The following is a 24,444-nucleotide window of genomic DNA, read 5'->3' as shown; positions in this document are numbered from 1 at the left end:
CCAGGCCCGTCCGCGCGCCGGGTGGGGACATCCGCAACCTACGCCCGGCGGCGGGGGGCGGGGACGGCCGGCGGCGGAGGCGGCGACGTGCCGCTAGGGCGTCGCGAGACCCGCGCTGATCGTCCGGGTCAGCGTGGCGTTGTCGTCGTCACCGTCCAGCGACCAGACCATCGCCCCGGCCAGGCCGGCCCGCCGGACGTAGAGCGTCTTCTGGAACACGACCACCGGATCGTCGTACGTCCAGAGGGTCGTGCCGTCGAACAACCAGGCGTGCCCGGCGCGCAGGTCGCGGTGGACGGTGTAACCCTTGCCGGGCAGGGTCTTGAGCTGCCGGTAGTCCTCGGAGCCGGCCTCGAAGGTGGCCGGCGCGGGCCCGGCCGCGGGCTGGAACAGCCCGTCCCCGCCCCCGGTCACGCCGGTCCAGCCGCGACCGTAGTAGGGGATGCCGAGGACCAGCTTGCCGCGCGGCGCGCCCCGGGCCAGCCAACCGTCGATCGCCACCTCGGCGGAGAAGTCCGGGCTGTCCGGCGCGCCCGCCGGCACGCGCAGCGCCGACTGCTGGTTGGTGACCGCGTCCCAGGAGCCGTGGAAGTCGTATCCCTGCACCGTGGCGAAGTCCAGGTACCGGAAGATCTTCCGGCCCTCGTAGCCGGCGTCCATGGCCGCCGGGTTGGCCGGCAGGAACGCGGTCAAAGCGTAGTGCTTCCGGGTCTGCCGGCCGTACGCGTCGAGTTGCCGGCGGAACTCGGCGAGCAGCCGGGTGAAGTTCTCCCGGTCCTCGGCGCGGACCACGTTGCCCGGCTCGCCCGGCCAGTTCGGCCACTCCCAGTCCAGGTCGATGCCGTCGAAGACATCGGCGGCGGCGCCCGGGCCGCCGCTGCCGCCGTCCAGGACCGGCAGGTTGCCCTTCAGGTAGAGGTCGATGCAGGAGGCGACGAACGCCCGGCGGGACGCGTCGGTGCGGGCGGCGTTGGAGAAGTACGTCGACCAGCTCCAGCCGCCCAGCGAGATCATCACCTTGAGGTCGGGGTGCCGGGCCTTGAGCTTGGCCAGCTGGCCGAAGTTGCCGTTGAGCGGCTCGCCCCAGGCGTCGGCCACGCCGTCGACGCTCTCCTCGGCCGGGACGGGGCGCTGGTAGTCGGCCCAGGCGTCGCCCTCGCCCGGCCTGCCGTCCACATAGCAGCGCCCGTCCTCGCTGACGTTGCCGAACGCGTAGTTGACGTGTGTGAGGCGGCTCGCCGCCCCGGAGGTGTCGAGCTTCTTCACCGGGAAGGCCCGGCCGTAGATGCCCCACTGGGTGAAGTAGCCGACCCGGTGGTATCCGGTCCGGCGGGACGAGCCGTCCGCGGCGCTCGCGGCGCTCGGCGGGGCGGCGGTGACCAGCATGGTCGACAGGGCGACGAGGGCGGTGAGACGGCGGTGGCGGAATGGTCGCATCGGCACTCCCACGAGGGACGGAGCGGGATTAGTTAAGAGACCTTTCTGATCGATGAAGCTAAGCCGGTCGCGATTCACGGTCAAGTTCCCGCGCCGGAGTTGCTAGGCTGGCGGGAGCGCGTCGAGAGACCGCGCTGCGACTCGAAGGAGACAGACATGACGGGCGACGACGACATCTCCGGGTGATCCCGGCCCACCTCGTCGCATCCCTGTCTCGTCATCCGGGCGGCCGTGCCGTGCCCGGCGCAACCCCTGAGGGTCTTCTCGATGTCCGACACCTGTGTCGTTTGCAGCAACCTCTCCTTCTCCTGGCCGGACGACACCCCGGTCTTCCAGAACCTGTCCTTCACCGTGCCGCCCGGCCGCACCGGCCTGGTCGCGCCGAACGGCGCCGGCAAGACCACCCTGCTGCGGCTGATCGCCGGTGAGCTCACCCCGACCGGCGGCGCCGTGACGGTGGACGGCGTGCTCGGCTACCTGCCGCAGAACCTGCCGCTGGACGGCGACCTGACGGTGGCCCAGGTGCTGGGCGTCGACGCGGTCCTCCGGGCGCTGCACGCCATCGAGGCCGGAGACGCCCGCGAGGAGCACTTCACCACCGTCGGCGACGACTGGGACGTGGAGGAGCGCAGCCGGGCCGAACTCGACCGGCTGGGCCTGGGGGACGTTCCGCTGGACCGGCGGCTGGCCACGCTCAGCGGCGGGCAGGTCGTCTCGCTCGGCCTCGCCGCGCAACTGCTCCGTCGCCCCGACGTGCTGCTGCTCGACGAGCCGACCAACAACCTCGACCTCGACGCGCGGCACCGCCTCTACGGGGTGCTCCAGGAGTGGTCCGGCTGCCTGCTGCTGGTCAGCCACGACCGGGCCCTGCTGGACCGGATGGACCGCATCGCCGAACTCGACCGCGGGGAGGTGCGGCTGTTCGGCGGCAACTTCACCGCGTACGAGGAGGCCGCCCGGGCGGCCCAGGAGGCGGCCGAGCGCACCGTGCGCGGCGCCGAGCAGGAGGTGAAGCGAGAGAAGCGCGAGATGCAGCAGGCCCGGGAGCGGGCCGAGCGGCGGGCCGGCAACGCCGCCCGCAACCTGGACAGCGCCGGCCTGGCCCGGATCGTGGCCGGCGGGCTCAAGCGCAGCGCCCAGGAGTCGGCCGGCCGGTCCCGGCAGTTGCATGCCAACCGGGTCAGCGAGGCCCAGTCCCGGCTCGACGAGGCCAGCAGGGCGCTGCGCGAGGACCAGACGCTGACCCTGGACCTGCCGGACACCACCGTCCCCGCCGGCCGGACCGTGGTGGCGGGGGAGCGGATGCAGGTGCACCACGACGGCCGGGCGGTCTTCGCCGGGGCCGGTGTGGACCTGAGCATCCGGGGGCCCGAGCGGATCGCGCTGACCGGCCCCAACGGCGCCGGCAAGTCCACCCTGCTCCGGCTGCTGCGCGGTGACCTCGACCCGGAGGGCGGCGAGGTGCGCCGGGGCGAGGGCCGGGTCGCGTACCTGTCGCAGCGGCTGGACCTGCTCGACCCGGACCGCACGGTGGCGGAGAACTTCGCCGCGTACGCCCCGGACCGGCCGCCGGCCGAGCGGATGAACCTGCTGGCCCGGTTCCTCTTCCGCGGCGCGCGCGCCCACCTGCCGGTCGGCGTGCTCTCCGGCGGCGAACGGCTGCGGGCCACCCTCGCCTGTGTCCTGTACGCGCAGCCGGCGCCTCACCTGCTCCTGCTGGACGAGCCGACCAACAACCTCGACCTGGTCAGCGCGGGGCAGTTGGAGAACGCCCTGGGCGCCTACCGGGGAGCGTTCGTGGTGGTGAGCCACGACGAGCGGTTCCTCGCCGAGATCGGCGTGCGGCGGTGGCTCCGCCTCGACGGCGGCCGGCTCCGGGAGGTGCCCGCACCCGACCTCGCCTGAGGCCTCCACCCGAGCCGGTCAGGTGACGCTGTCGCCGTCGGCATGGTCGGCGTTGGCGGCCCGCAGTCGGGCCACCAGCTGCTCCAGGGCGGCAACCTCGGCGCGGAGGGCCGCGCGGCCCTGTCGCGTGAGCCGCAGCCAGGTGCTGGGGCGGCGACCGTCGTAGGCCTTGATCACTCGGAGCAGCCCGGCCTGTTCCAGGACCCGCAGATGGCGGTTGAGGTTGCCGTCGGTCAGGCTCAACTCGTCACGGAGCGTGGAGAACCTGCACTCCTGCGTCTCGCTCAGCACGGTGAGGATGGCGAGTCGTACGCGCTGGTGCACAACGTCGTCAAGGGCCAACGCCGGGTGAGGTGGCGGCGGCGGCTCGGTTGGCAACGGTGAGTCAGCCATACCTGGACACCCGCCAGCTCTGCCAGCCGCGCGCCGCCGCGAACGCGACCAGCGGCACGGACATCAGGATCAGCCAGATCCCCGGGCGCCAGGCGATCTGGCCGCCCAATGTGTTCGGGACTCCGTCCAGCGGGCCGGTCAGGTCGCCACCGAGCAGGTCGGTGGCCCAGCCCGGCAGGTATCCCATCGGGGCCCAGCCGCACAGCCAGACCGTGAGGACGGCGATCCAGCCGCCCGCGACCGTCAGGGCCCGGCTGCGCTCCGCCCAGCCGAGGACCAGCACGGCCGCGGCGATCGGCACCAGTGGCGTCAGCAACCCGGGCAGCCAGAAGTGACCCCCGCTGGAATTCAGGGCGTCCAGTTGCTGCGGTTGCTGCTGCGGTACCGCCGCCAGCACGGCGAGCAGGAGCAGAATGCCGAGTCCGGTGCTGACGAACAGCGGCCAGGCCACCCGGAGGCCCGACGACCGGGACCGCCAGCGGTACCAGAGGCCGACGGCGGCGAACAGCAGGGGCGTGCCGAGGAACCAGAACAGGTACGACGCGAGCGGATCGCGCTGTTCGTCGGGCAGGCCCGCCCAGTACGGGGAGTCGACCGAGATGCCGTACGTCGAGGCGAACGGGCGGCGGTAGAGCGCGCTGCTCGCGAGCAGCAGCACGGCGATACCCAGGGCGGGCAGCCACGCCCCGCCGTGCGCCCGCACGCGGGTCCGCCGGCGAAGCCATCTCAGCTCGGTCAACGTCTGCGTCGCGTGTCCGTGGTCCGGGTTCACGGCGCTCCCCACTTTGCGTCAGCACAGCACTTTGCAATGCAAAGAGAGTAACGGTTGGCGGATCGCCGGCCAAGAGGCTCGGCCACATCACCCGTAGGAGTGTGCGATCACCGACGGCCGGGGTGCTCACAGCGGCCGGTTCAGTCCGACGTGGAGGTGGCCGGCCCACCGGGTCGGCGTCGCCGGGAACTCGTCGCGGACGGCCCGCATCGTGTCGGCGAGCACCCGGGCCGCCGCGGCGGTGTCCGGCGGCCGGGTGCCGCCGTCGGTCAGTCCGGCGTAGAACGCGGCGGCGACCCGCGCGCTGTCCGGGGTGCGCCACGTCGTGCCGATCACGCCCCGGAAGCCGGCGAGCTGGAACGCCGCGGCCAGGTGCAGCGGCTCGTCGGTGAACGTCGGGTGCGTCTCGGCGGAGCCGCACGCGGACAGGAAGGCCAGTTCGGCCCGCTCCAGCTGGTACGAGCCCACCCGGTGCGGGCTGAGCGTGCCACCGGCGCCGAGGCGCAGCCCGCCGGTCAGCATCGCGGCGACGCCGGGATCCGCCTCGCCGTGGCAGGCGAAGTGCGCGATCGGGTGCTCCCGCAGCGCCTCCGCGACCACGTCGAGCGCCACCTCGGTTCCGGCGAGCACCGTCGAACCGGGCATCAGCCGGGCGACCTGCTCGACCTCGGCGCGTACCTGGGACAGCGCCGGCAGGTCCCGGGCGGTCGGCACGCCGACGACGGCGGCCGTGGCGGTCGTCGGCCGTGGCGGCCGGTCCGCCCCCGCGTGGGCCAGGGCGGTGAGGGTCGGCGTCCAGGACGACACCGCACGGTCGAGGACGGTACGCCGGCGGCCCGGCTCGCGGTGGTGGCCGGCCGCGTGCAGCGGGAGTCGGGCCAGCGCGCCGACCGGGCACCACCAGATCCGCGGCGCCGGGTCGTCCACGGGGGCCAGCAGGTCGAGCACCGGCCCGGCGACGGCGTCCCACAGCCAGGCGAGGATGCCGTGCAACTCCTCCTGGGCGGCGGCGCGCCGGTCGAACGGCACCGCCGGGTCGGTCGCCTCGGCCACCGCCGCGTACCAGCGGACCACGTGCCGCTGGACCACGGTCGCGCGCAGGTCGGGCAGGCGCACCGGCCGCACCGGCCGCTCCGGGTCCGCCGGGACGACCAGGGCGTCGCCCCGGTCGCCGTGCGTGGTGACGACGACGACCGGCATTCCGGCCAGCCGCCGGCGCAGCAGCGGCATCGACGGCGGACGGAGGAAGTCGGCGAACCCGGGCAGCCGGCGGATCCGCTCGACCACCCGGTCCCGCTCGGCGGCGAGCTGCCGGGTCCGGGCCAGCCAGACCGGTCGGGGATCCCAGTCCCTGCTGGAGCTGGCCAGCACCTCGCCGGCCGCCGTCCGGCGTTCCACCTCGATGGTGAACTTCCGGACCTGCGTGTAGGCGTCCGCCTCCGCCAGTTCCCGGTCGACCCGGTCGAGCTCCGTGGCGAGCCGGGCGTCGATCGCGCGCAGCTCCAGCCGGCCGCCGCGGATCCCGAGGGCCTCGTGGAACAGCAGGCCCCGGCCGCGTTCCAGGAGTTCGACGGCGCGCTCGGCGTCGCCCGCCGCGAGCGCCGCGGCGGCGGCCTCGGTCGCCACCCCGCCCAGCGCGGCGACCGTGCCGAGCCGGCGGCGCCCGGACGACGACCGGTCGACGGAGGCCGGCAGCTGTCGCACCGCCCGCTCCAGGGCGGCCAGTCGGGCCGCGGGATCGCCGGCCTCCCGGGCCATCTCGGCCTGCTGGCGTTCCGCGTCGACCCGGGTCGCCGAGTCCACCCCGGACGACGCGGCGATGGCCGCGTACGCCGCGATGGCCTCGCTCCGCGCCGGCTCGGCGTCCGGGCCTGCCGACCGGGCCAGCTCGGCCGCGGCCCGGGCGAGCAGCCTGGCCCGCAGCGGCCACCAGTGGTGCCCGGTCGGGGTCTGCGCCAGTGCCTGGCGGGCCAGCCGGACGGCGTCGGCCAGCACGTCGAGGTCACCGCCGACCCGGTACCGCTGGTAGCGGGTGTCGGCGATCGCGCTGCCGATCCGGGGCTGGTCCGGGTGGTCCGGCGGCACCAGGGCGAGCGCCTCGCGGTACGTGCGTTCGGCTGCCAGCAGGCCGTCCTCGTCGGCCTGGCGCACGGCGAGGAGGGACCGGCTGCTCGCGTGGTTGTAGAGGAAGCCGACCCGGCGGGAATCGCCGGCGGGCAGCGCGTCGGCGGCCCGACGGCTGGTCTCCACGGCCTCGGCGAGCAGCGTGTCGTCGGGCGCCAGCGCCGCCCGGCGGGACAGCATGCTGGCGAGCCGCATGAGCCGCAGCGGATAGGTCTCGTGCCGCGCGGGCGTGTGCTCCAGCGCCTCCCGCTGGTGGCGCAGCGCCTCGTCCACCAGCTCCGGGTCCTCGGCCAGCCAGCCGGCGTGGGACAGGGTGCCGGCGAGCACCACGAGCTGCTGCGGACGCAGGTCCGGCTGCCCGTCGACCAGGTCCAGCGCCGCGCGCGCGGCCGAGACGGCGATCTCGACCAGCCCCTCGGCCCGCCCGTGCACCCCCGCCTGGGCGGCGGCGCCGGCCAGCAGGTTGAGCGCCGACCGCCGCAGCGGATGCCCCGGCCCGGTGGCGTCCAGCGCGAGCTGTGCCCAGGTCGCCGCCCGCGCCGCCCCGTTCAGGTCGCCACCGTGTTCCCAGCGGTCCAGCTCCGCCTCGGCCAGCAGGAGCAGGGCCCGGGGCCGCTCCGGATGGTCGCCGGGCACCGCGGCGACCAGCACGACGGCCGACTCGTGCCGCTCGGCCAGCGCCGGGGGAGCGGCGTCCACGGTGACCCGTCCGGCCCGATCCTCGGCCCGCCGCAGCAGCCGGTCGAGCACCTCCGGCTGGTCGGCCGCGGTGACGATCGCACCCGCCAGGTCGGGGCCGACCTCGCGGGCCAGCAGGTTGGCGACGGTGTTCAGCTGCTGGAGGGCCGGCGCCGCCGCCGGCCGGTCGGGCGCCGTGGCCCGGACCGCGTCGCGCCAGGCGGCGGTCGCCTCGAGCAGGAGCGCCACCGACGCCTGCTCCGGCACCTCGTGCAGCCGGCACAGCGCCGCGCCGAGCGTCGTCACCACCCCCGGATCGGTGGGTCGGCGTCCCCAGGCGAGCTGGGCCGCCCGGCGGTGGTCACCGACGGCGAGTTCCAGGGCCCGCGGGCCGGCGCCCCGGTCGAAGTAGCGTTCGAACAGGCGGCCGCGGCGCAGCAGCCGGTGCGGCCGGTGCGGGTCCCGCGCCGAGGTCGCCCCCACGGCCTGCGTCGCGGCGTCCAGGGCCTCGTCGTAGCTCCGGCCGTCCCCGGTCTCCTCGGCCAGCGCCGCCAGCGCCTCGGCGAGATCGGTGAGCAGCGCGGCACGGAGCAGGTCGGCCGCTTCGTCGCGCTCCCGGGACAGGTACGGCAGCCACTCCTGATACAGCGTGACGAGCATCCGGAGGGCCTTCCCGGAACCGGCCCGGTGCCGCTGTCGGAGACCCGCGATCCGGTCGGCCTGCTGCTGGGTGAGCAGGACGTCGGACAGGCGCGGCGCGCCGGCCCGGTCGCTCTCCCGGTAGTCGTCCCGGATCAGCTCGGGCACCCGGTCGGGGTCGTCGCGGCAGCCCTGCCGGAACAGCGTGACGGCCGCCCGGCGCTCCCGCAGGCCGGCCAGACCGGGCAGGTCGAGGTAGCGGTACCAGTGGAGCCGGGCGAGCACCTGCGCGGCGGTGCGGCCGGCGCCCCGGTCACCGGCCGCGGCGGCGAGCAGGTCCGTGTCCGGCCACAGGTCCGGTCCGGTGAGGACGGACGGGTCACCGGTGCGCTCGTACTCCGCGGTCACCGCCGCGACCCGCCGTACGGCGGCGCTGGTGGTCCGTCTCGACATCGCTACTCGATTCCGGTGCGCCGGCGTCGGCCTACGAGCTCCGTCGCCCATCCTGCCCGCCCCGGCCGGTGGGCGGAAGCGGGCCCACGACCCACCTCTGGGGACGGTGGGGCTTGCCCCGGTCGCTAATCTGGCAGCGGAAGCCAACCGGTGCCCGGGGAGCGGCCTTGGAACTCGTTGCGGAGCGCGTCGGCCGGTTGTGCCATCAGGCCGTCGGCGAGCAACTACGCGAGCATGCCGAGCGGTACGGCGTCGCCGAGGTGCTCGACCGGATCGCCGACGCCGTCGGCCAGGGCCGCCTGGACGACCGGCTCGCGGAGGACCTCGACCGGCTCGACGACGCCTTCGCCCGGCACGGCATCGACGGCCTGACCACCGGCGTACGCGGGTTCGAACCGTGGCTCGGCGGGGGCGGTCATCCCACGGTCGTCGCCTGGGGCTGCCCGAGCCCGCTGCCGTGCCCCCGCGTCGTCCCCGACGGCGACGGTGACCGGCCGGTGTGCGGGCTGACCGGCGTGCCGTTCGGGCAGCGCCGGATCGTGCTGTGAACGCCTTCCTCGCCGAGCTGGGCAAGCAGCTGCTGACCCGGTGGACGGCGGCGCTGCTGCTGCCGGGGGCGCTGTTCGCCGGCGCGGTGGTGCTGGCCCACGTTCTCGGCCAGCGGCACGCCGTGGATCAGCGGGCCCTGGCCACCTGGTGGGACGGGCTGACCGCCGGGCCGGCCGGTGGATCCGGAGCGACCCTGCTGATCGGCGCGATCGCGTTCCTGCTCGGCGCGGCGGCGGCCGGGCTCGTCGCGCACTCGGTGGGTGTGCTGGTCTCCTGGACGTGGAGCCTGACCGGGTCCGGGCCGGTGCTGTGCCGGCTCGCCGCCCGGCGTCGCCGCCGGTGGGAGCGGGCCGACACCGCGGTGCTGGCCGCGGAACGCGCGCTGCTCGCGGACACCGGCGACCCCGCGCTGCGCGACCGGACGCGCCGGGCCATCGCCCGCCGCGCGGCGATCTGCCTGGTGGAGCCGGCGCGGCCCACCTGGGTCGGCGATCGGCTGCACGCGACCGACGTCCGGGTGCACCGCAGCTACGGCATCGACCTGGCGAGCGGGTGGCCGCGCCTGTGGTTGCTGCTCCCGGACGAGGCGCGGGGTGAGCTGGCGGCCGCGCAGGACCGGTGCGGGGCGGCCGCCCGGCTGGTCGGCTGGGGCCTGCTCTACGCCGGCCTCGGGGTGTTCTGGTGGCCGGCCCTGGTCGTCGGGCTGGTGGCGCTGCTGGCCGCCCGGTATCGCGCCCGCCTGGCCGTGGCGGTCTACGCCGACCTGGCCGAGGCCACCGTCGACCTGTACGGCCGGGACCTGGCGGTCCAGCTCGGACTGCCCTGCCCGGACCGGCTCACCCGCGAGGTCGGCGAGCAGGTGACCGCGATCGTCCGCAAGGACGACGTCGTGCCGCGCGCCCGGCGGGCCGGTGCCGCCGACCGCTCGCCGCGCCGCCCGTGACCGGTCACGGTTGCCAGGACGGGTTGTGCAGGATGGCCAGGTTCTGCCGGGCGGTGACCGCCAGCGGGTCGTGGTGGGCGTCGGCCGACAGCGCGTCGAGGACCTCCCAGTAGCGCTCGATCGCCCGCCGCCGGTAGCCGGCCAGCGCCAGGGTCGCGGCCAGGTTGTTGCGCCGGCCCACCGTCTGCCGGCTCCGCGGCCCGTGCTTGCGCTCGCTGTGCCGGAGGTTCCGTTCGTGCAGCTCGATGGCCTGCGCGTAGTGGCCGGCGTGCTGGTAACCGATCGCCAGGTTGTTCCGGACGACGAGGGTGAGGTCGCCGTCGGCGCCCTGCGCGTGCTCGGCGGCGGCCGCCACCTCCCGCAGCACGTCCAGCCCGTCGTCGACCTGGCCGGCGGCCAGGTGAGCCTGACCGAGCGCGTTGCGGACGGCGAGGGCGTCGGTGTCGAGCGGCCCGAAGGCCGCCGCCGCCCCGGCGGCCAGGGGTTCGAGCAGGGCGACGGCCTCGGCGAACCGGCCACCGAGGCGATGGTCCTCGGCGACGCTGAGCCGGTATGCCAGCGTGCTCCGGTCGGGGACCGACTCGCGGCCGGCGCCGGCGGCCCGCCAGATGTCGAGGGAGATCCGCACCACGTCGACCGGATCGCGCACCTCGCGCGGCGGCGGCGGGGGCATGGCGGGCAGCGGCTCGGGTGGGCCCGCCTCGTCCGCCGCCCACGCCGCCAGCCGTTCCCGCAGCTCCGGTCCCGGCGTGCCCGGGACGTGCAACCGGCACACGCCGTGGTCGAGGTGCAGGTCGAGGTAGGCGCCGTCGTCGCGCAGGCCGTGCCCGTCGAGCGCCATGGTGAGCAGGCTCGGGGTGCGGATGTCCAGCCCGCGCAGGGTGGGCCAGGGTAGGCGCAGGAACCGGCGGATCGGCCGGCGCAGCTCGATGCCGGAGCGGTCGAGGACGGCGGTCAGGCCGGACGTCTCGCTCGTGCGACGCGGATGTCCACCGAGGAAGGTCACGTGCGGTAGCGCGAGCGACGACACCCGGTCATCCTCCCATCCGGAGCGGGTCCGCGCTGCCCCGGAACCGGTGGCTGCGCGGACCCGTCCGGACCGCTCGTCAGTGGGTGACGCCGGCGGCCTGTGCGGCCTCCTCCTGCGCCCGCCGCTCGTCGCCGCTGAGCGTGTGCAGCGGCTTCTCCTTGATGAAGAGGACCACGACCATCGCGAGCAGGGCCAGCGGCGCGCCGACCAGGAACAGCTCGGCCGTGGCGCTGCCGTAGACGTCCTGCACGATGCGCAGCACCGGCTCGGGCAGCGCGGAGAGGTCCGGCACGGCGGCGGAGGAGCCGCCACCGGCCGCGGCCGGGCCGAGCCGTTCGGTCATCAGGTCGGTGACCCGGTTGGCCAGGACGGCGCCGAGGGCGCTGACCCCGATGGCGCCGCCCATGCTGCGGAAGAACGTCAGCACGGAGGTGGCCGCGCCGAGCTCGTGTGCGGGCACGTCGTTCTGGGCCGCCAGCACCAGGTTCTGCATCAGCATGCCGACGCCGACGCCGAGCACCGCCATGTAGACCGAGAGGACGACGACGCTGGTGCCGGCGCCGATGGTGCCGAGCAGCAGCATCCCGGCCGTCATGACGGCGCCGCCGGCGACCAGGAAGATCTTCCAGCGGCCGTACCTGGTGATGAGCTGGCCGGCCACGGTCGAGGAGACCAGCAGCCCGAAGATCATCGGCAGGCTCATGAGACCGGCCACGGTCGGCGACTTGCCCAGGGAGACCTGGAAGTACTGCGACAGGAACACGGTGCCGCCGAACATCGCCACGCCGACCAGGACGCTGGCCACGGTGGCCAGCGAGACGGTCCGGTTGCGGAAGATGTCCAGCGGGACGATCGGCTCGGCGGCCCGGGACTCGACGAACACCGCCACGGCCAGCACCGCGACGCCGCCGGCGACCATCAGCGCCGTCCAGCCGGACGCCCAGGCGAACTTCTGCCCGGCCAGCGACGACCAGACCAGCAGCAGCGAGACACCCGTCGTGATGAGGGCGGCGCCGAGCCAGTCGATCCGCACCTCCCGGCGGACGACCGGCAGGTGCAGCGTCCGCTGGAGCAGGAAGATCGACAGGAGGGTGAACGGGACGCCGATCAGGAAGCACCAGCGCCAGCCGAGCCAGGAGGTGTCGACCAGGACCCCGCCGATCAGCGGCCCGGCGATGGTGCCGACGCCGAAGACGGCGCCGAAGATGCCCGCGTACCGGCCGAGTTCGCGTGGCGGGATCATGGCGGCCATCACGATGGTGGCCAGCGCGGTCATGCCACCGGCGCCGACGCCCTGCACGATCCGGCTGAGCAGCAGCACCTCGACGTTCGGGGTGAGGCCGGCGATCAGCGAGCCGATCACGAACAGGCCCAGCGACGACTGGATGAGCAGCTTCTTGCTGTAGAGGTCGGCCAGCTTGCCCCAGAGCGGCACGGTCGCCGTCATGGCCAGCAGCTCGGTGGTGACGATCCAGGTGTAGACGGTCTGGCTGCCGTTCAGGTCGGCGATGATGCGCGGCAGCGCGTTGGCGACCACCGTGGAGGCGAGGATCGACACGAACATGCCGACCATGAGGCCGGAGAGGGCCTGGAGCACTTCGCGGCGGGACATGCGGGCCGGGCCGACCTCGGCGGCGTCGGCGGGCGCGGCGGATACGGACATGCTGTTCCTCAACTCGGGGTGCGGGACGGGTGGGGCTTCGCCGCCGGGCCGGGATCCGGCAGGCCGGCGGCGAGGGTGTCGAACGCCTCGTCGACCAGGTCGGCGAGGGGCCGGGCGCCCGCGGTGGCGGCCCAGCGGAGCGCGGCGGTGCGGAACGCGGCGCCGGTGACGGTGGTGAGCAGGGCCGGGAACCCGTGGTCCGCGGGCACGCCCACCCGGGCGGCGACGACCTCGGTCATCGACCGCTCCGCCTCGACGCCCGCGGCGACCAGGCGCGGCAGCAGGGCGGGATTCCGCATGACCACGTCCATCCGGAGCAACCACAGCTCGCGGTCCTCCTGGAACTCCTCGATCACCTCGGCGAGCGCCGCGCGGATGGCCGCGAGGGCGGGCACCTCCGGGGGCGCCTCGGCGAGGCGTGCCACGACCCGGGCGTTCAGCGCCGCCTGGTCGCCGATGAGCGCGTCGTCCTTGCTCGGGAAGTAGTTGAAGAAGGTCCGGGAGGAGACGTCGGCCGCGGCGCTGATCTCCTCGACGGTCACCTGGTCCAGGCCGTTCTCGGCCACCAGGCGCAGCGCCGCGGTGGCCAGCGCCGTGCGGGTCCGCCGCTTCTTGCGGTCGCGCAGGCCGTCGGCGGGAAGGCTGTCCGGGGTCACCGGGCGATCCTACAACCGATCTTGCAGGCTGTGCAAAGTTTCGCGCCCTGAAGTGATCTGGCCGACAGGCCGGCCATGGCGACGCCACGGCCGGCCCGGGTCGAGCGGAGTACGGTCAGTGGCAGGCGCCGCTGCCGCTGTCGTTGTACGACTGCCCGGCGACCGGCACGAACTGCCAGTCGTAGCCGCTCGCGTGCAGGGTGAACTTCAGCAGGCCGTACGCCGAGGCGTTGCGCGCCTCGCTGTTGGGCTGGATGGTGCCGAAGCTGTAGTGGCTGGCGCCGCCCATCCCGGCGACGAAGCTGCGCAGGCCCCGGGCGGCGTCGTAGCCACCGTTCGGGTTCATCGGCCCGAACCGCTCGTAGACGTGGTTGTGGCCCCACACCACCACGTCGGCGTTGTGGTCGTACAGGGCCTGGTAGAGCGGGCGCGTCGAGGTCGACGGCGCGTGGTTGGAGCTCGACGTGAACAGCGGGTGGTGCCAGTAGGCCAGGGTGCAGGGCTTCGTGCTGGCCGTCAGGTCGGCCCGCAGCCACTGCTCCTGCGCCGACCCGGCGGACATGCTGATGTTGGAGTTCAGCGACACGATGTGCCAGTTGCCCAGGTCGTAGGAGTAGTAGCCGCGGCCGCTCGGGCCGGCCTGGGCGCCGAAGTAGCTGTAGTACGGCGTCGCGCCCGAGGTGTTGTAGTCGTGGTTGCCCGGGGACGGGCGGGTGCGTGCCTTGTGCCGGCCCCAGGTGGGCTCGTACCAGCTGTTGAACTCCGCGGCCGTGCCGTTGTCGTAGACGTTGTCGCCGGTGGTGAAGACCGTGCCGGAGATGCCGTCCAGCAGCGCCGCGGTGGCGCTGTCGCCGGAGCCGGAGTTGGCGATGTCGCCGGCGCCGACCAGGACCGGGTCGCCGGAGGGCGGCGCCGTGGTCCCGGTGGTCAGCACCAGTTGCGGCGCGTCGGCGCCGCTCTCGCGCGAGTCGTAGTACGCGCCGTCGCTGCTGGTCGAGGTCGCGCCGAAACTGTACGTGCCGTTGCCGGTGACCCGGGAGGTCACGTCGACCTCGTACCAGCCGTCGCTGCCCACGGCGCCGATCGTGCCGAGCGTGGCGCCGTCGATGGCCGGCTGGTTGTTCCAGGTGGTGCCGGTCTCCGACCAGGTCGTGTTGGACATCGCCTTGAACGTGCCGCCGGCGTTGCTGCCGCTGTTGCCGCTGATCGTGCGCAGCCGCAGCTTGGCGGCGGTGACCGTGCCGCTGAGCCCGCTCACCGTGAAGCGCAGGAACATCCGGCGGACGGGGGAGTTGTCCACCACGATCTGCGTCGCGGTGCCGTAGTTGGTGCCGGTGGTGTCGCTCTGCACGTAGGTGTCGGCGACCGGCGTCACGGTGACGGTGGCCGCCGCCGCCGGGCTCGCGCCGGTCACCACGACCGCCGCGCTGGCGGCGACCAGCACCGCGACCGCGCCGATCGGCGCCGGCGGCCGGGGGAGTCGAATGCCCATCCGGGAACCCTTCTGTGGGGTGGGTAGGGAGCGGATGGAATGTAGGAGCGTCGATGGGCCGGCCGGCGACGCCCGGGTGAACGGTCGGTCGCACCAGGCGAACGCCTCGCTGTTGCCACGGAGTTCACCGGCCGCACGCCCAACCGGCACGTCCGGTCCGTTGTGGCCGGTCCGGCGAGGCCGCACGATGGCTGACCGTCAGGTGCCGTCCGAAGGAGACGCCGGTGTATCTCTCGACCGTCTCGCGACCGGTGACCGACCCGCCCGATCCGGCGGGTCGGCGCGGCCGCCGGCTGGCCGTGGTCAGCGGCAACGTCGTCGCCCTCGGCACGGTCAGCCTCATCACCGACGTCTCCGCCGAGATGGTCACCGCCGTGCTGCCGCTCTACCTGGTGCTCGGGCTGCAACTGAGCCCGGTCGCCTTCGGGGTCGTCGACGGCGTCCACACCGGCGCCACCGCGCTGTTGCGGGTGGTCGGCGGCTTCGTCGCCGACCGGTTCCGCCGCCGCAAACTGGTCGCCGGGCTGGGGTACGCGCTCTCCGCCGTCGCCAAGCTCGGCCTGCTGCTCGCCGGCCGTTCGGTGCCCGCCATCGGCGCGGTCGTCGCGGTCGACCGGCTCGGCAAGGGCGTACGCAGCGCGCCGCGCGACGCCCTGATCACGCTCTCCACCCCGCCGGAGTCGCTGGGCCGGGCGTTCGGCGTGCACCGGACGATGGACAGCGTCGGGGCGTTCCTCGGCCCGCTGGTCGCGATCGCCGTCCTGGCGGCGGTGGGCGGCAGCTACGACGCGGTCTTCGTGGCCAGCTTCTGCGTCGCCGCCCTGGCCGTCGTGGTGTTCGTGCTGTTCGTCCGGGAGCGCCCGGCCGGGGCGGCGCCGGACGGGCCCGCCGAGGCGACGGTCTCCGTCCGCGAGGTGCTCGACCTGCTGCGCCGGCGGCCGGTCCGCCGCCTGGTGCTGGCCGCGCTGCTGCTCGGGCTGGCCACCATCGGCGACGGCTTCGTCTACCTGCTGCTCCAGCGCCGGGAGCACGTGGAACTCGTGTGGTTCCCGCTGCTCGCGGTCGGCACCAGCCTCGCGTACCTGGTGCTCGCGGCCCCGCTCGGCCTGCTGGCCGACCGGATCGGCCGGCTTCCGGTGGTGCTCGGTGGCTACGTCGCGCTCGGCGCCACCTACCTGCTGCTCGCCGGCCCGGTCGGCGGCTGGCCGCTGCTCGCCCTGGCGCTCGCGCTCTACGGCCTCTTCTACGCGGCCACCGACGGCGTGCTCATCGCGCTGGCCGGGCCGCTGCTCCCGCCGCGGCTGCGCACCACCGGCATCGCCCTGGTGCAGACCGGGCAGGCGCTGGCGTACCTGGTCTCCTCGGTCCTGTTCGGACTGGCCTGGCAGGCGTGGGGGCCGCAGGTCGCCATCGTGATCGCGGCCGTGGCCGTCGCCGGTGTCCTGGCCGGCACGGTGCTCCTGCTGGTCCCCGTCTCCCGTCCCGTCCTCCGGAGGGTGTCCCGATGACCGCGATGTCGACCCGCGTGAAGGTGGCGGTGGCGGCCGGCTCGGCCGTGCTGCTGGGCGCGGTGGCGGCCGGCTACGCCGCCGTCGCCGCCGAACCGGCCCCGCCGCCGGCCGCGGTCGGGGCGGCGACGGTCACCCTGGACGCGGGACCCCGGCTGCTCACGATCACCGACCGGCACGTCGCCGCGGTCGCCCTGGCCGACCCGGCCGGGACGCGGGCCGTCTCGACCGTGGAGTGCCTGCGGGTGTACGCCGCGGCCGGCACCGGCGTCTGCCTCGCGCCGGAGAACGCCTGGTCGTACCAGGTCGTGGTGCTCGACCGGGCGCTGCGCCGAACCCGTGCCTTCCGCATCCCCGGCCTGCCCAACCGGGCCCGGGTCTCCGCCTCCGGCCGGATGGTCTCCTGGACGACGTTCGTCGGCGGCGACTCCTACACGGCCAGCGGTTTCTCCACCCGCACCGGCATTCTCGACACCCGCACCGGCGCCACCGTGATGTCGCTTGAGGATTTCGCGGTGACCCGCGACGGCCGGCCCTACCGCAACGCCGACGTCAACTTCTGGGGCGTAACCTTCGCCGCCGACGACACCGTCTTCTACGCGACCATGTCCACCGGCGGGAAGCGGTATCTCGTCCGGGGCGACGTCGCCGCCCGCGCCGTGACGACGCTCAAGGAGAACGTCGAGTGCCCGTCGCTGTCCCCGGACGGCCGGCGGATCGCGTTCAAGCAGGCGATCGACGCCGACCCGGCCAAGGGCTGGCGGCTGTCGGTGCTCGACCTGGACACCATGCGGGTGCGGGCGACCGCCGAGCCGGCCAGTGTGGACGATCAGGCGGCGTGGCTGGACGACGGGACCCTGGCCTACACGCTGCGCGGGGACGACGGCCACCCGGACGTGTGGGCGGTGCCGGCCGACGGGACCGGCCGGCCCCGGCTGCTGGTGCCCGGCGCCGAGTCCCCGTCGCCGCTGACCTGACCGCCGGCGGTCACGGGACGGGCTCGAAGACGGCGCGGACGCAGCCGTCGAGCCGGTTCCGGAACAGGTCGTAGCCGGCCGGCGCCTCGTCGAGCGGCATCGTGTGGGTGGCGAGATGCTCGGTGACCAGCTCGTCACGGGCCATCCGCTCCAGCAGCATCGGGATGTACCGGTGGCCGTGCTGGTGGGCGCCGCGCAGGGTGAGGCCCTTGTCCAGCACGGCCCCGAGCGGGAACCTGTCCACGAGACCGGCGGACGCCCCGAGCAGGAAGACGCTGCCGCCCTTGCGGCAGTGGCGGACGGCCTCGCGGGCGGCGACGGGCGGTTCCGACTCCAGCCGCAGTTGTCGCTTGAGGCGGTAGTACCGGAACCGGGGGCCGCCGCCGCGCGGCGCCGTGCCGGCCGCCTCGACGCACACGTCCGGGCCCCGCCCGCCGCTGCGCTCCCGCAGTTCCCCGCCGACGTCCTGGGTCTCGTAGTCGAGGGTCTCCACGCCGAGGTGCCGCTCGGCCATCCGGAGCCGGTCGGCGAGGCGGTCGATCACGACGACCCGCTCGGCGCCCAGCAGCACGGCGGCTCGCGCCGCCAGTTGGCCGACGGCGCCGGCGCCCCACACCGCCACCACGTCGCCGGGCCGGACGCCACCGAGATCGGCGCCCATCCAGCCGGTCGGGGCGGCGTCGGAGGCGAACAGCGCCCGTTCGTCGGCCACCCCGTCCGGCACCGGGAAGGCGCCCTGGTCGGCGTACGGGATCCGCACGTACTCGGCGTGGCTGCCGGCGAACCCGCCGCCGGCGTGGGCCTGGCCGTAGCAGCCGCCGAGGACGAAACCCGGCGCGTGCTCGGCGAGGGCCGGTTGGGGGTTGCCGTTGTCGCACAGCGAGAACTGCTGCCGCCGGCAGTGCCAGCACCGGCCGCAGGAGACGGCGGAGCAGACCACCACCCGGTCGCCCACCCGGTGCCGGCGCACCTGTGGCCCGATCTCGACCACCTCGCCGAGGAACTCGTGCCCGAGCACGTCGCCGCGGGCCGTGAACGGGAGGTCGCCGCCGATCAGGTGCAGGTCGGAGCCGCAGGTGACGCTCTTGCGTACCCGGACGATCATGTCCTGCTCGTTGCGCAGCTGCGGGTCCGGCACCACGGTCACGGCGAGGTCGTCCACGCCACGCCAGACCAGCGCCTTCACCCTCGACATCGTGCCTCAGGAAGGTGCGGGATCCGCCCGGCCTGGGCGGCCTCCCCCGTCCGGGGTACCGGCTCGTCCTTTTCGTCGGCTATGAGAGTTATGTCGGGCGTGGCTCATTAGGCTCCACGGTGTCATCCAGTCCTCGACCCGGGGCTTCCGGTGTCGCCCGCGTCGCGCGGTCGCACCGCCGTGAGCACGCCTCCCTGGCGTCGCCTTCCCGGGCGGCTGGGCCTCGGTCACCGGCACCCACAGGGATGCGTGAGTCACGATGATGGACGCGGACACCATGGTCCTGCCCCGGCTCGAGCCGGCGGAGGTCGACGTCGAGGATCCCTGGGGCGAGGACCGCCCGCCCCGGCGGCGCCGGGCCGCCCCGCCTCGCCCCGCGACCGCCACCCCCCGATGGCGGCTCGCCGCGTGGCTGGTGCCGGCGCTGCTGATGGGCGCGCTCGGCCTCGTCGGGGCCGGGGCTCCAGGGCTGCGGACCGAGGAGTTGGCCACCTGGCGCGTCGCCACGTCCTCCTGGCGGGACGTCTGGGCCGGGCTGACCGTCGGCGAGGTCACGCTCGCGCCGTACCACCTGCTGATGCGCGGCTGGGCGGAACTGTTCGGCGCGGCCGACCTCACCCTGCGCGTACCGTCCCTGCTGGCGATGGTCGCGGCCGCCGCGCTCGTCGGCGCGCTGGCCGGACGGATCTTCGCGCCGGGCACGGGCGTGCTGGCCGGCGCGCTCTTCGCGGTGCTGCCGGCTTCGACCCGGTACGCGCAGGAGGCCCAGCCGTATGCGCTGGCCCTCTTCGCCGCGGTGCTCGCCACCTGGTTCCTGCTGCCCGCCCTCGACCGGCCGAGCCTGCGTCGCCTCGCCCCGTACGCCGGCGCCGTGGTCCTCCTGGGCCTCTGCCACGCAGTGGCGCTGCTGCTGCTCGTGGGCCACGGCTGGGTCGTGCTCGCCTTCCGGCGCGGGATGGCCGGGCGCTGGCTGGCCGCCGCGGTTCTGGGCGCGCTCCCCGCCGCCGCGCTGCTCTGGTTCGGGGTACGCGACGGCGGGCACCTCGCGTCCGGCGCGCGGCCCGACCTGGCCGCCCTGGCGGCGGCGCCCCGGGAGCTGTTCGGCGTCGCCGCGCTCGGCGCGGTGCTGCTCGGCCTGGCCCTGTTCAGCCTTCCGCTCCGCTACGCCGCGTCGGTCTGCACCGCGTGGGCGCTGGTGCCGCCGCTCGGGCTGCTGCTCCTCGCGCAGGCCGCGCCGGTCTGGTCCCCGCGGAGCCTGCTCTTCACGCTGCCGGCCTGGGCGACGCTGGGCGCGGCCGCCCTGTCCCGGATGCGCGCCCGCTGGGCGGTGGCCGGGCTGGTGGCGATCGCCCTGGCCGGCGCGCCGGCACACGCGGCCCTGCGGACGCCCGACGGGCACGGGCAGGACACCCGCCGGGTCGCGGCGATCCTCGACGGCCTGCGGCAACGCGGCGACGGCGTGCTCTACGGGGACCCGGGCGCCCGGACCCTGGTGGCGCGCTACGTCCCCGGGGACCGCCGACCGACGGACGTGCTCGCCGCGGCGCCGCCGCACGGTTGCGCCGGGTGCCTCGGCGAAGTCCGGCGGCTGTGGGTGATCCACCCCGGCGAGCGGACGGATCCGCTGCCGCCCGGCGACGGCCCGACGGAGCGGATGCTCCGGACGGCGTACCACGTGGCGCAGGTCTGGCGACCGGCCGGGTTCACGGTGGCGCTGCTGGTGAACGAGCGCGGAGCATCCGCCTAGGTCTTTCGCACCTTCTGTAGTTACTGCCGGATAAGGCTCGGCCACTGACGGGTTCGTGGCGAGTCTGAGTCAACCATGGGGGAAACGTGGCCGTCGCCGCCGATACACGCCTGTCCCGCGCCAGCACACCGGGGTCTCCGGGCCACCGACCACCCGGTGCCGCCCCGCCCGAACCACCCGCCCGCCGGGGTCCGGACCGCCGCCAGCTGAACATCCGGGCCCGCCTCGCGTACGCCAAGTGCGGCGCCACCGCCGGGCCGCTGGTCGCGCCGCGGCGTCCGGACGCGGCGGTGGAGTTCCGGCACGTCGCCTCGCCGGCGGCGCGGCTGGTGCTGACCCTGCTCGTGCTGGTCAACAGCGCGGCCGGGCTGCTGTTCGTCGGCTGGCTGCTGCTGCCCCAGCACGTGCCGGGCCCCGGCGTGGTCGGGCCCGGCGGGTGGGAGACGATCGCGGCCCGGCTGGGCTTCTGCGTGGTCGTCGGCGTCGAGTTGATCCGCCTGGCGCAGAACGTGGTGGTGTGGGTGTTCGCGTTCCGCGCCCGGGACCCGGTGCCGGTCGACCCGCCGGTCGGCCTCCGGGTGGCCCTGCTCACCACGATCGTGCCCAGCAAGGAGCCGCTCGACGTGGCGGAGCGGACCCTGCGGCGGCTGCGGGAGATCGTCTACTGCGGACGGGTCGACGTCTGGATCCTCGACGAGGGCGACGACCCGGCGGTCAAGGAGATGGCCGCGCGGCTCGGCGTCCACCACTTCAGCCGCAAGGGCCGGCCGGAGTACAACCAGCCCGGCGGGGAGTTCCGGGCCCGGACCAAATCCGGCAACCACAACGCCTGGCGGGCCGAGCACGAGGACCGGTACGACGTGGTGGCCAACGTCGACCCCGACCACGTGCCGCTGCCCAACTTCCTCGAACGCACCCTCGGCTACTTCCGCGACCCGGACGTCGCCTTCGTGGTGACCCCCCAGGTGTACGGCAACATGCACCAGAACTTCGTCGCGCACGGCGCCTCGGTGCAGCAGTACCTCTACAACGGCCTCATCGCCCGCGGCGGCAACGGGCTGGACGCGCCGCTGCTCACCGGCACCGGCCACCTCTACCGGCCCGCGGCCTGGCGGACCATCGGCGGCTACCAGGACTCCATCATCGAGGACCACCTCACCAGCATCCGCATCCACGCCGCGACCAATCCGGAGACGGGCAACAAGTGGAAGGGCGTCTACACGCCCGACGTGGTGGCCCTCGGCGAGGGCCCGACCTCCTGGGCGGACTACTTCAACCAGCAGAAGCGCTGGGCGGCCGGGATCTGCGAGATCCTCGTCCGGCCCGAGCTGCGCGCACCGCGCGAGCTGCCGTCCCGGCGCCGCTGGCAGTACCGCCTGCTCCAGTTCTACTACCCGAGCGTCGCGGTCAGCCTGCTGCTGGGCAACCTCGCCACCGCGATGTACCTGCTCACCGGGGTCGGTTCGGCGCAGCTCGACGTCGGCGTGTGGTCGGTGCTCTGGGGCTCGACCTTCGGCACCTGGTTCGTGCTGTGGCTCTGGCTCCGTCGCTTCAACATCGCCCCGCACGAACGGGAAGAGATCGGCCTGGTCGGCATGGCGCTGGCGTTGTTCGCCGGGCCCATCTACGTGGCCGCCGGGTTCACCGCGCTGCTGCGCCGCAAACTCGGGTTCGTGGTGACGGCCAAGGGGAGGCTGCGCACCATCGAGTCGTTCCGCACGTTCCGGCTGCACCTCTGCTGGGCGGGCGTCTCCGCCGGTCTGCTCGGCGCGAGCTTCGTGCTGGACAACAGCTCACCCCTGCTGCGGGTGTGGCCCGTCCTGACCCTCCTGACCGGTCTCGGTCCGCCACTGATCGCGCTCGTGTCGAACGTGCGGGCCCGCGGCCAGCAGGACGACGAGGTGGTCGTGCTCGCCCCCGCTCGCACGGAGACCGAGGAGGTCCATCCGCCCAGGTCACGGCGGGGCGCGCTGGACGAGGCGGCCGGGGTCGCGGCTGAGGAGGTTCTGCGATGATGCGACTGACCTTTCCGCGGATCATGATGGTGTTGACCGGCGCGCTGCTGCTGACCTATGCCTTCGCCGTGGCTCCCACCACCAGCGCCGAGCGCCGGGGCGGGGCGGTGACGGCTGAGGCGAAGGCGCCCCGACCTCGAGGACCCTTCCCGCCGGCGGGGAAGACGTTCATCGGTGTCATGACCGACAAGGGGCCCCACGACTTCGCGCCGGTGGACCAGTTCACGGCGGCCGCCCAGCACCGGCCGCAGGTCATGCTCTTCAGCGAGGGGTGGGCGTCCGCCACGTTCGACCGGGCGCTCTTCGACCGGATCCGCGACCGCGGCATGATGCCGATGCTGGGCTGGGAACCCTGGGACTACCGGTTGGATGAGCGGGCCCGGCAGCAGAAGCTGACCGCCGAGGAGATCGACCGGGTCCGGTCGGCTCAACCCAGCTACCGGTTGTCCCGGATAGCGGGCGGAGAGTTCGACACCTACGTGCGGTCCTGGGCGGAAGGGATCAAGTCACTCGGCTACCCGGTGGCCATCCGCTTCGCCCATGAGATGAACGGCTACTGGTACCCGTGGTGCGAGCTGGTCAACGGCAACCAGCCGGGTGACTACGTGAAGGCCTGGCGCCACGTGCACGACGTGTTCCGGGCGGCCGGGGCCACGAACGTCACCTGGGTGTGGAGCGCGAACGTCAGATACACCGAACTGACCCCCGCGATCTCCACCTACTACCCGGGCGACGACTACGTGGACTGGGTGGGCGTCACGGGTTACTACGGCAAGTACGACTTCGCGCCGTACCTCTCCTTCGACGAGGTCTTCAAGAAGACCATCACCGAGATCCGCGCCTTCAGCAGGAAGCCGATGGTCGTCACCGAGACCGGTGCCTCCGACCACATCGGGCGCAAGGCGGAATGGATCAAGGAGGCCTTCGAGACCCTGCCCAGCTACCCGTTCATCATCGGGCTGATCTGGTTCGAGGTGAACAAGGAACTCGACTGGCGGATCGTGAGTCCCCCGACCGTGGCCACGGCCTTCGCCCGGGCGGTCGCCGCACCTCGCTACCAGGTCACCTGGTCGCCGGACATGCTCCCGCGCACGAAGCTGGAGGAGTGATGAGGGTGACCGTTCCGCGGGTCCTGATGGTGCTGATCGGCGCGCCGCTGTTGACCTACGCGGTCGCCATGGCGCCGGCCACCATGTTCGGGGGCCGGGAGGACGGACGGTCCGACCGGCTTGCGAATGCCGACCGGGCCGCGCCGCCCCGGCCCGCTGTGGAACTCTTCCCGCCGGCCGGCAAGGCGTTCATCGGCGTGATGACCGAGAAGGGCCCGCGGGACTTCGCGGCGGCGGACACGTTCGCGGCGGCCGCGAAGTATCGGCCGCAGGTGATGATGTTCAGCTCGTGGTGGGGGTCCGACAGGTTCGACCGGACGCAGTTCGACCGGATCAGCAGCCGCGGCATGCTGCCGCTGCTGGCCTGGGAACCCTGGGACAACACGGTGGACGAAGCGGCCCGCAGGAAGGGTCTGCCGGTCCGGGAGATCGATCAGATTCGGTCGAACCAGCCCACCTACCGGTTGTCCCGCATCGCGGGTGGGGACTTCGACCCCTATCTGCGGTCCTGGGCGGAAGGGATCCGGTCGCTCGGCTACCCGGTGGCCATCCGGTTCGCGCACGAGATGAACGGTGACTGGTATCCGTGGTCCGAGGCGAGCAACGGCAACCGGCCGGGGGAGTACGTCCGTGCGTGGCGCCACGTGCACGAGGTTTTCCGGGCGGCCGGGGCCACCAACGTGACCTGGGTGTGGAGCCCGAATGCCCGATGGAACGACTCGACGCCGACGCTCTCCGGGTTCTATCCGGGCGATGACTACGTCGACTGGGTCGGCCTCTCGGGCTACTACGGCATCGGGTTCCATTTGGACTACCGGTCCTTCGACGAGATCTTCGGTTCCACCATCACCGAGATCCGCGCGTTCAGCAGGAAACCGTTGGTCGTCACCGAGACCGGTGCCTCCGACGCCACGGGGCGCAAGGCCGAATGGATCACGGAGGCATTCCGAGCGCTGCCGCGTTACCCGGACATCCTCGGTCTCATCTGGTTCGAGGTGGACAAGGAGCTGGACTGGCGCATCGTCAGTTCGCCGGCCGTGGCGCAGGCCTTCGCCACGGCGGTCGCCGACCCTCGCTACCAGTTCACCTGGTCCTCCGACATGCTCCCGCGCACGAAGCTGGAGGACTAGGCTTTCGGACATAACGGTGAAATCGGTAT

18 protein-coding genes are annotated in these 24,444 nt (G+C 74.0%); 9 read left to right on the top strand and 9 right to left on the bottom strand.

Annotated features, from left to right (window positions below; genetic code table 11):
• Positions 1-93: 93 nt before the first annotated feature.
• Entirely contained in the window at positions 94-1,437 is a 1,344-nt protein-coding gene (locus tag ABZV78_RS08170; RefSeq protein WP_355636489.1) for a glycoside hydrolase family 18 protein, read from the bottom strand.
• 267 nt (positions 1,438-1,704) lie between these two features.
• Here ABZV78_RS08170 and abc-f point away from each other — a divergent pair, with 267 nt between their 5' ends.
• Complete coding sequence (gene abc-f / locus ABZV78_RS08165; RefSeq protein ID WP_355636487.1) at positions 1,705-3,342, top strand: ribosomal protection-like ABC-F family protein; 1,638 nt, start codon at positions 1,705-1,707, stop codon at positions 3,340-3,342.
• A gap of 18 nt (positions 3,343-3,360) precedes the next feature.
• On the opposite strand, the gene ABZV78_RS08160 is transcribed toward abc-f, so the two are convergent.
• The 3 genes from ABZV78_RS08160 to ABZV78_RS08150 all read right to left on the bottom strand — a co-directional run bounded on the left by ABZV78_RS08160 (position 3,361) and on the right by ABZV78_RS08150 (position 8,401).
• On the bottom strand, positions 3,361-3,735 hold the full coding sequence (locus ABZV78_RS08160; protein WP_355636486.1) for a transcriptional regulator: 375 nt from the start codon (positions 3,733-3,735) through the stop codon (positions 3,361-3,363).
• Entirely contained in the window at positions 3,728-4,507 is a 780-nt protein-coding gene (locus ABZV78_RS08155) for a hypothetical protein (protein WP_355636484.1), read from the bottom strand. Before ABZV78_RS08155 ends, ABZV78_RS08160 begins: the two co-directional genes overlap by 8 nt.
• Positions 4,508-4,633: 126 nt before the next feature.
• Positions 4,634-8,401, bottom strand: coding sequence for a CHAT domain-containing protein (locus ABZV78_RS08150; protein WP_355636482.1), 3,768 nt, complete (start codon positions 8,399-8,401; stop codon positions 4,634-4,636).
• A gap of 167 nt (positions 8,402-8,568) precedes the next feature.
• Here ABZV78_RS08150 and ABZV78_RS08145 point away from each other — a divergent pair, with 167 nt between their 5' ends.
• Complete coding sequence (locus ABZV78_RS08145) at positions 8,569-8,949, top strand: hypothetical protein (RefSeq protein ID WP_355636480.1); 381 nt, start codon at positions 8,569-8,571, stop codon at positions 8,947-8,949.
• Positions 8,946-9,893, top strand: a complete 948-nt coding sequence (locus ABZV78_RS08140; RefSeq protein WP_355636478.1) for a hypothetical protein — start codon at positions 8,946-8,948, stop codon at positions 9,891-9,893. The genes ABZV78_RS08145 and ABZV78_RS08140 overlap by 4 nt, the downstream gene beginning before the upstream one ends.
• Before the next feature lie 4 nt (positions 9,894-9,897).
• On the opposite strand, the gene ABZV78_RS08135 is transcribed toward ABZV78_RS08140, so the two are convergent.
• The 4 genes from ABZV78_RS08135 to ABZV78_RS08120 all read right to left on the bottom strand — a co-directional run bounded on the left by ABZV78_RS08135 (position 9,898) and on the right by ABZV78_RS08120 (position 14,734).
• Positions 9,898-10,923, bottom strand: coding sequence for a tetratricopeptide repeat protein (locus ABZV78_RS08135; RefSeq protein ID WP_355636476.1), 1,026 nt, complete (start codon positions 10,921-10,923; stop codon positions 9,898-9,900).
• Positions 10,924-10,999: 76 nt separating this feature from the next.
• A complete protein-coding gene (locus ABZV78_RS08130) occupies positions 11,000-12,586 on the bottom strand; it encodes an MDR family MFS transporter (RefSeq protein ID WP_355636474.1) in 1,587 nt (528 codons plus the stop codon).
• Positions 12,587-12,594: 8 nt separating this feature from the next.
• Entirely contained in the window at positions 12,595-13,242 is a 648-nt protein-coding gene (locus ABZV78_RS08125; RefSeq protein WP_355636473.1) for a TetR family transcriptional regulator, read from the bottom strand.
• A 115-nt stretch (positions 13,243-13,357) separates the two neighbouring features.
• Positions 13,358-14,734 (bottom strand): DNRLRE domain-containing protein, encoded by a 1,377-nt coding sequence (locus tag ABZV78_RS08120; protein ID WP_355636471.1) that lies wholly within the window; start codon positions 14,732-14,734, stop codon positions 13,358-13,360.
• Between the two features lie 251 nt (positions 14,735-14,985).
• Here ABZV78_RS08120 and ABZV78_RS08115 point away from each other — a divergent pair, with 251 nt between their 5' ends.
• Both ABZV78_RS08115 and ABZV78_RS08110 read left to right on the top strand, forming a co-directional pair.
• On the top strand, positions 14,986-16,242 hold the full coding sequence (locus tag ABZV78_RS08115; protein WP_355636497.1) for an MFS transporter: 1,257 nt from the start codon (positions 14,986-14,988) through the stop codon (positions 16,240-16,242).
• Complete coding sequence (locus ABZV78_RS08110) at positions 16,239-17,219, top strand: hypothetical protein (RefSeq protein ID WP_355636469.1); 981 nt, start codon at positions 16,239-16,241, stop codon at positions 17,217-17,219. The genes ABZV78_RS08115 and ABZV78_RS08110 overlap by 4 nt, the downstream gene beginning before the upstream one ends.
• Positions 17,220-17,229: 10 nt before the next feature.
• On the opposite strand, the gene ABZV78_RS08105 is transcribed toward ABZV78_RS08110, so the two are convergent.
• Positions 17,230-18,405 (bottom strand): zinc-dependent alcohol dehydrogenase, encoded by a 1,176-nt coding sequence (locus ABZV78_RS08105; protein ID WP_355636467.1) that lies wholly within the window; start codon positions 18,403-18,405, stop codon positions 17,230-17,232.
• A gap of 268 nt (positions 18,406-18,673) precedes the next feature.
• Here ABZV78_RS08105 and ABZV78_RS08100 point away from each other — a divergent pair, with 268 nt between their 5' ends.
• The 4 genes from ABZV78_RS08100 to ABZV78_RS08085 all read left to right on the top strand — a co-directional run bounded on the left by ABZV78_RS08100 (position 18,674) and on the right by ABZV78_RS08085 (position 24,415).
• Positions 18,674-20,161 (top strand): glycosyltransferase family 39 protein, encoded by a 1,488-nt coding sequence (locus ABZV78_RS08100; RefSeq protein WP_355636465.1) that lies wholly within the window; start codon positions 18,674-18,676, stop codon positions 20,159-20,161.
• A gap of 86 nt (positions 20,162-20,247) precedes the next feature.
• A complete protein-coding gene (locus tag ABZV78_RS08095) occupies positions 20,248-22,176 on the top strand; it encodes a glycosyltransferase family 2 protein (RefSeq protein ID WP_355636464.1) in 1,929 nt (642 codons plus the stop codon).
• Positions 22,173-23,285 (top strand): glycosyl hydrolase, encoded by a 1,113-nt coding sequence (locus ABZV78_RS08090; protein WP_355636462.1) that lies wholly within the window; start codon positions 22,173-22,175, stop codon positions 23,283-23,285. Before ABZV78_RS08095 ends, ABZV78_RS08090 begins: the two co-directional genes overlap by 4 nt.
• Complete coding sequence (locus ABZV78_RS08085; protein WP_355636460.1) at positions 23,285-24,415, top strand: glycosyl hydrolase; 1,131 nt, start codon at positions 23,285-23,287, stop codon at positions 24,413-24,415. The genes ABZV78_RS08090 and ABZV78_RS08085 overlap by 1 nt, the downstream gene beginning before the upstream one ends.
• The last annotated feature ends 29 nt before the right edge of the window (positions 24,416-24,444 follow it).

The sequence above is a fragment of the Micromonospora sp. NPDC004540 genome (assembly GCF_040610095.1).
Classification (GTDB): Bacteria; Actinomycetota; Actinomycetes; order Mycobacteriales; family Micromonosporaceae; genus Micromonospora.
This window is presented reverse-complemented; position numbering and strand designations above follow the sequence as displayed.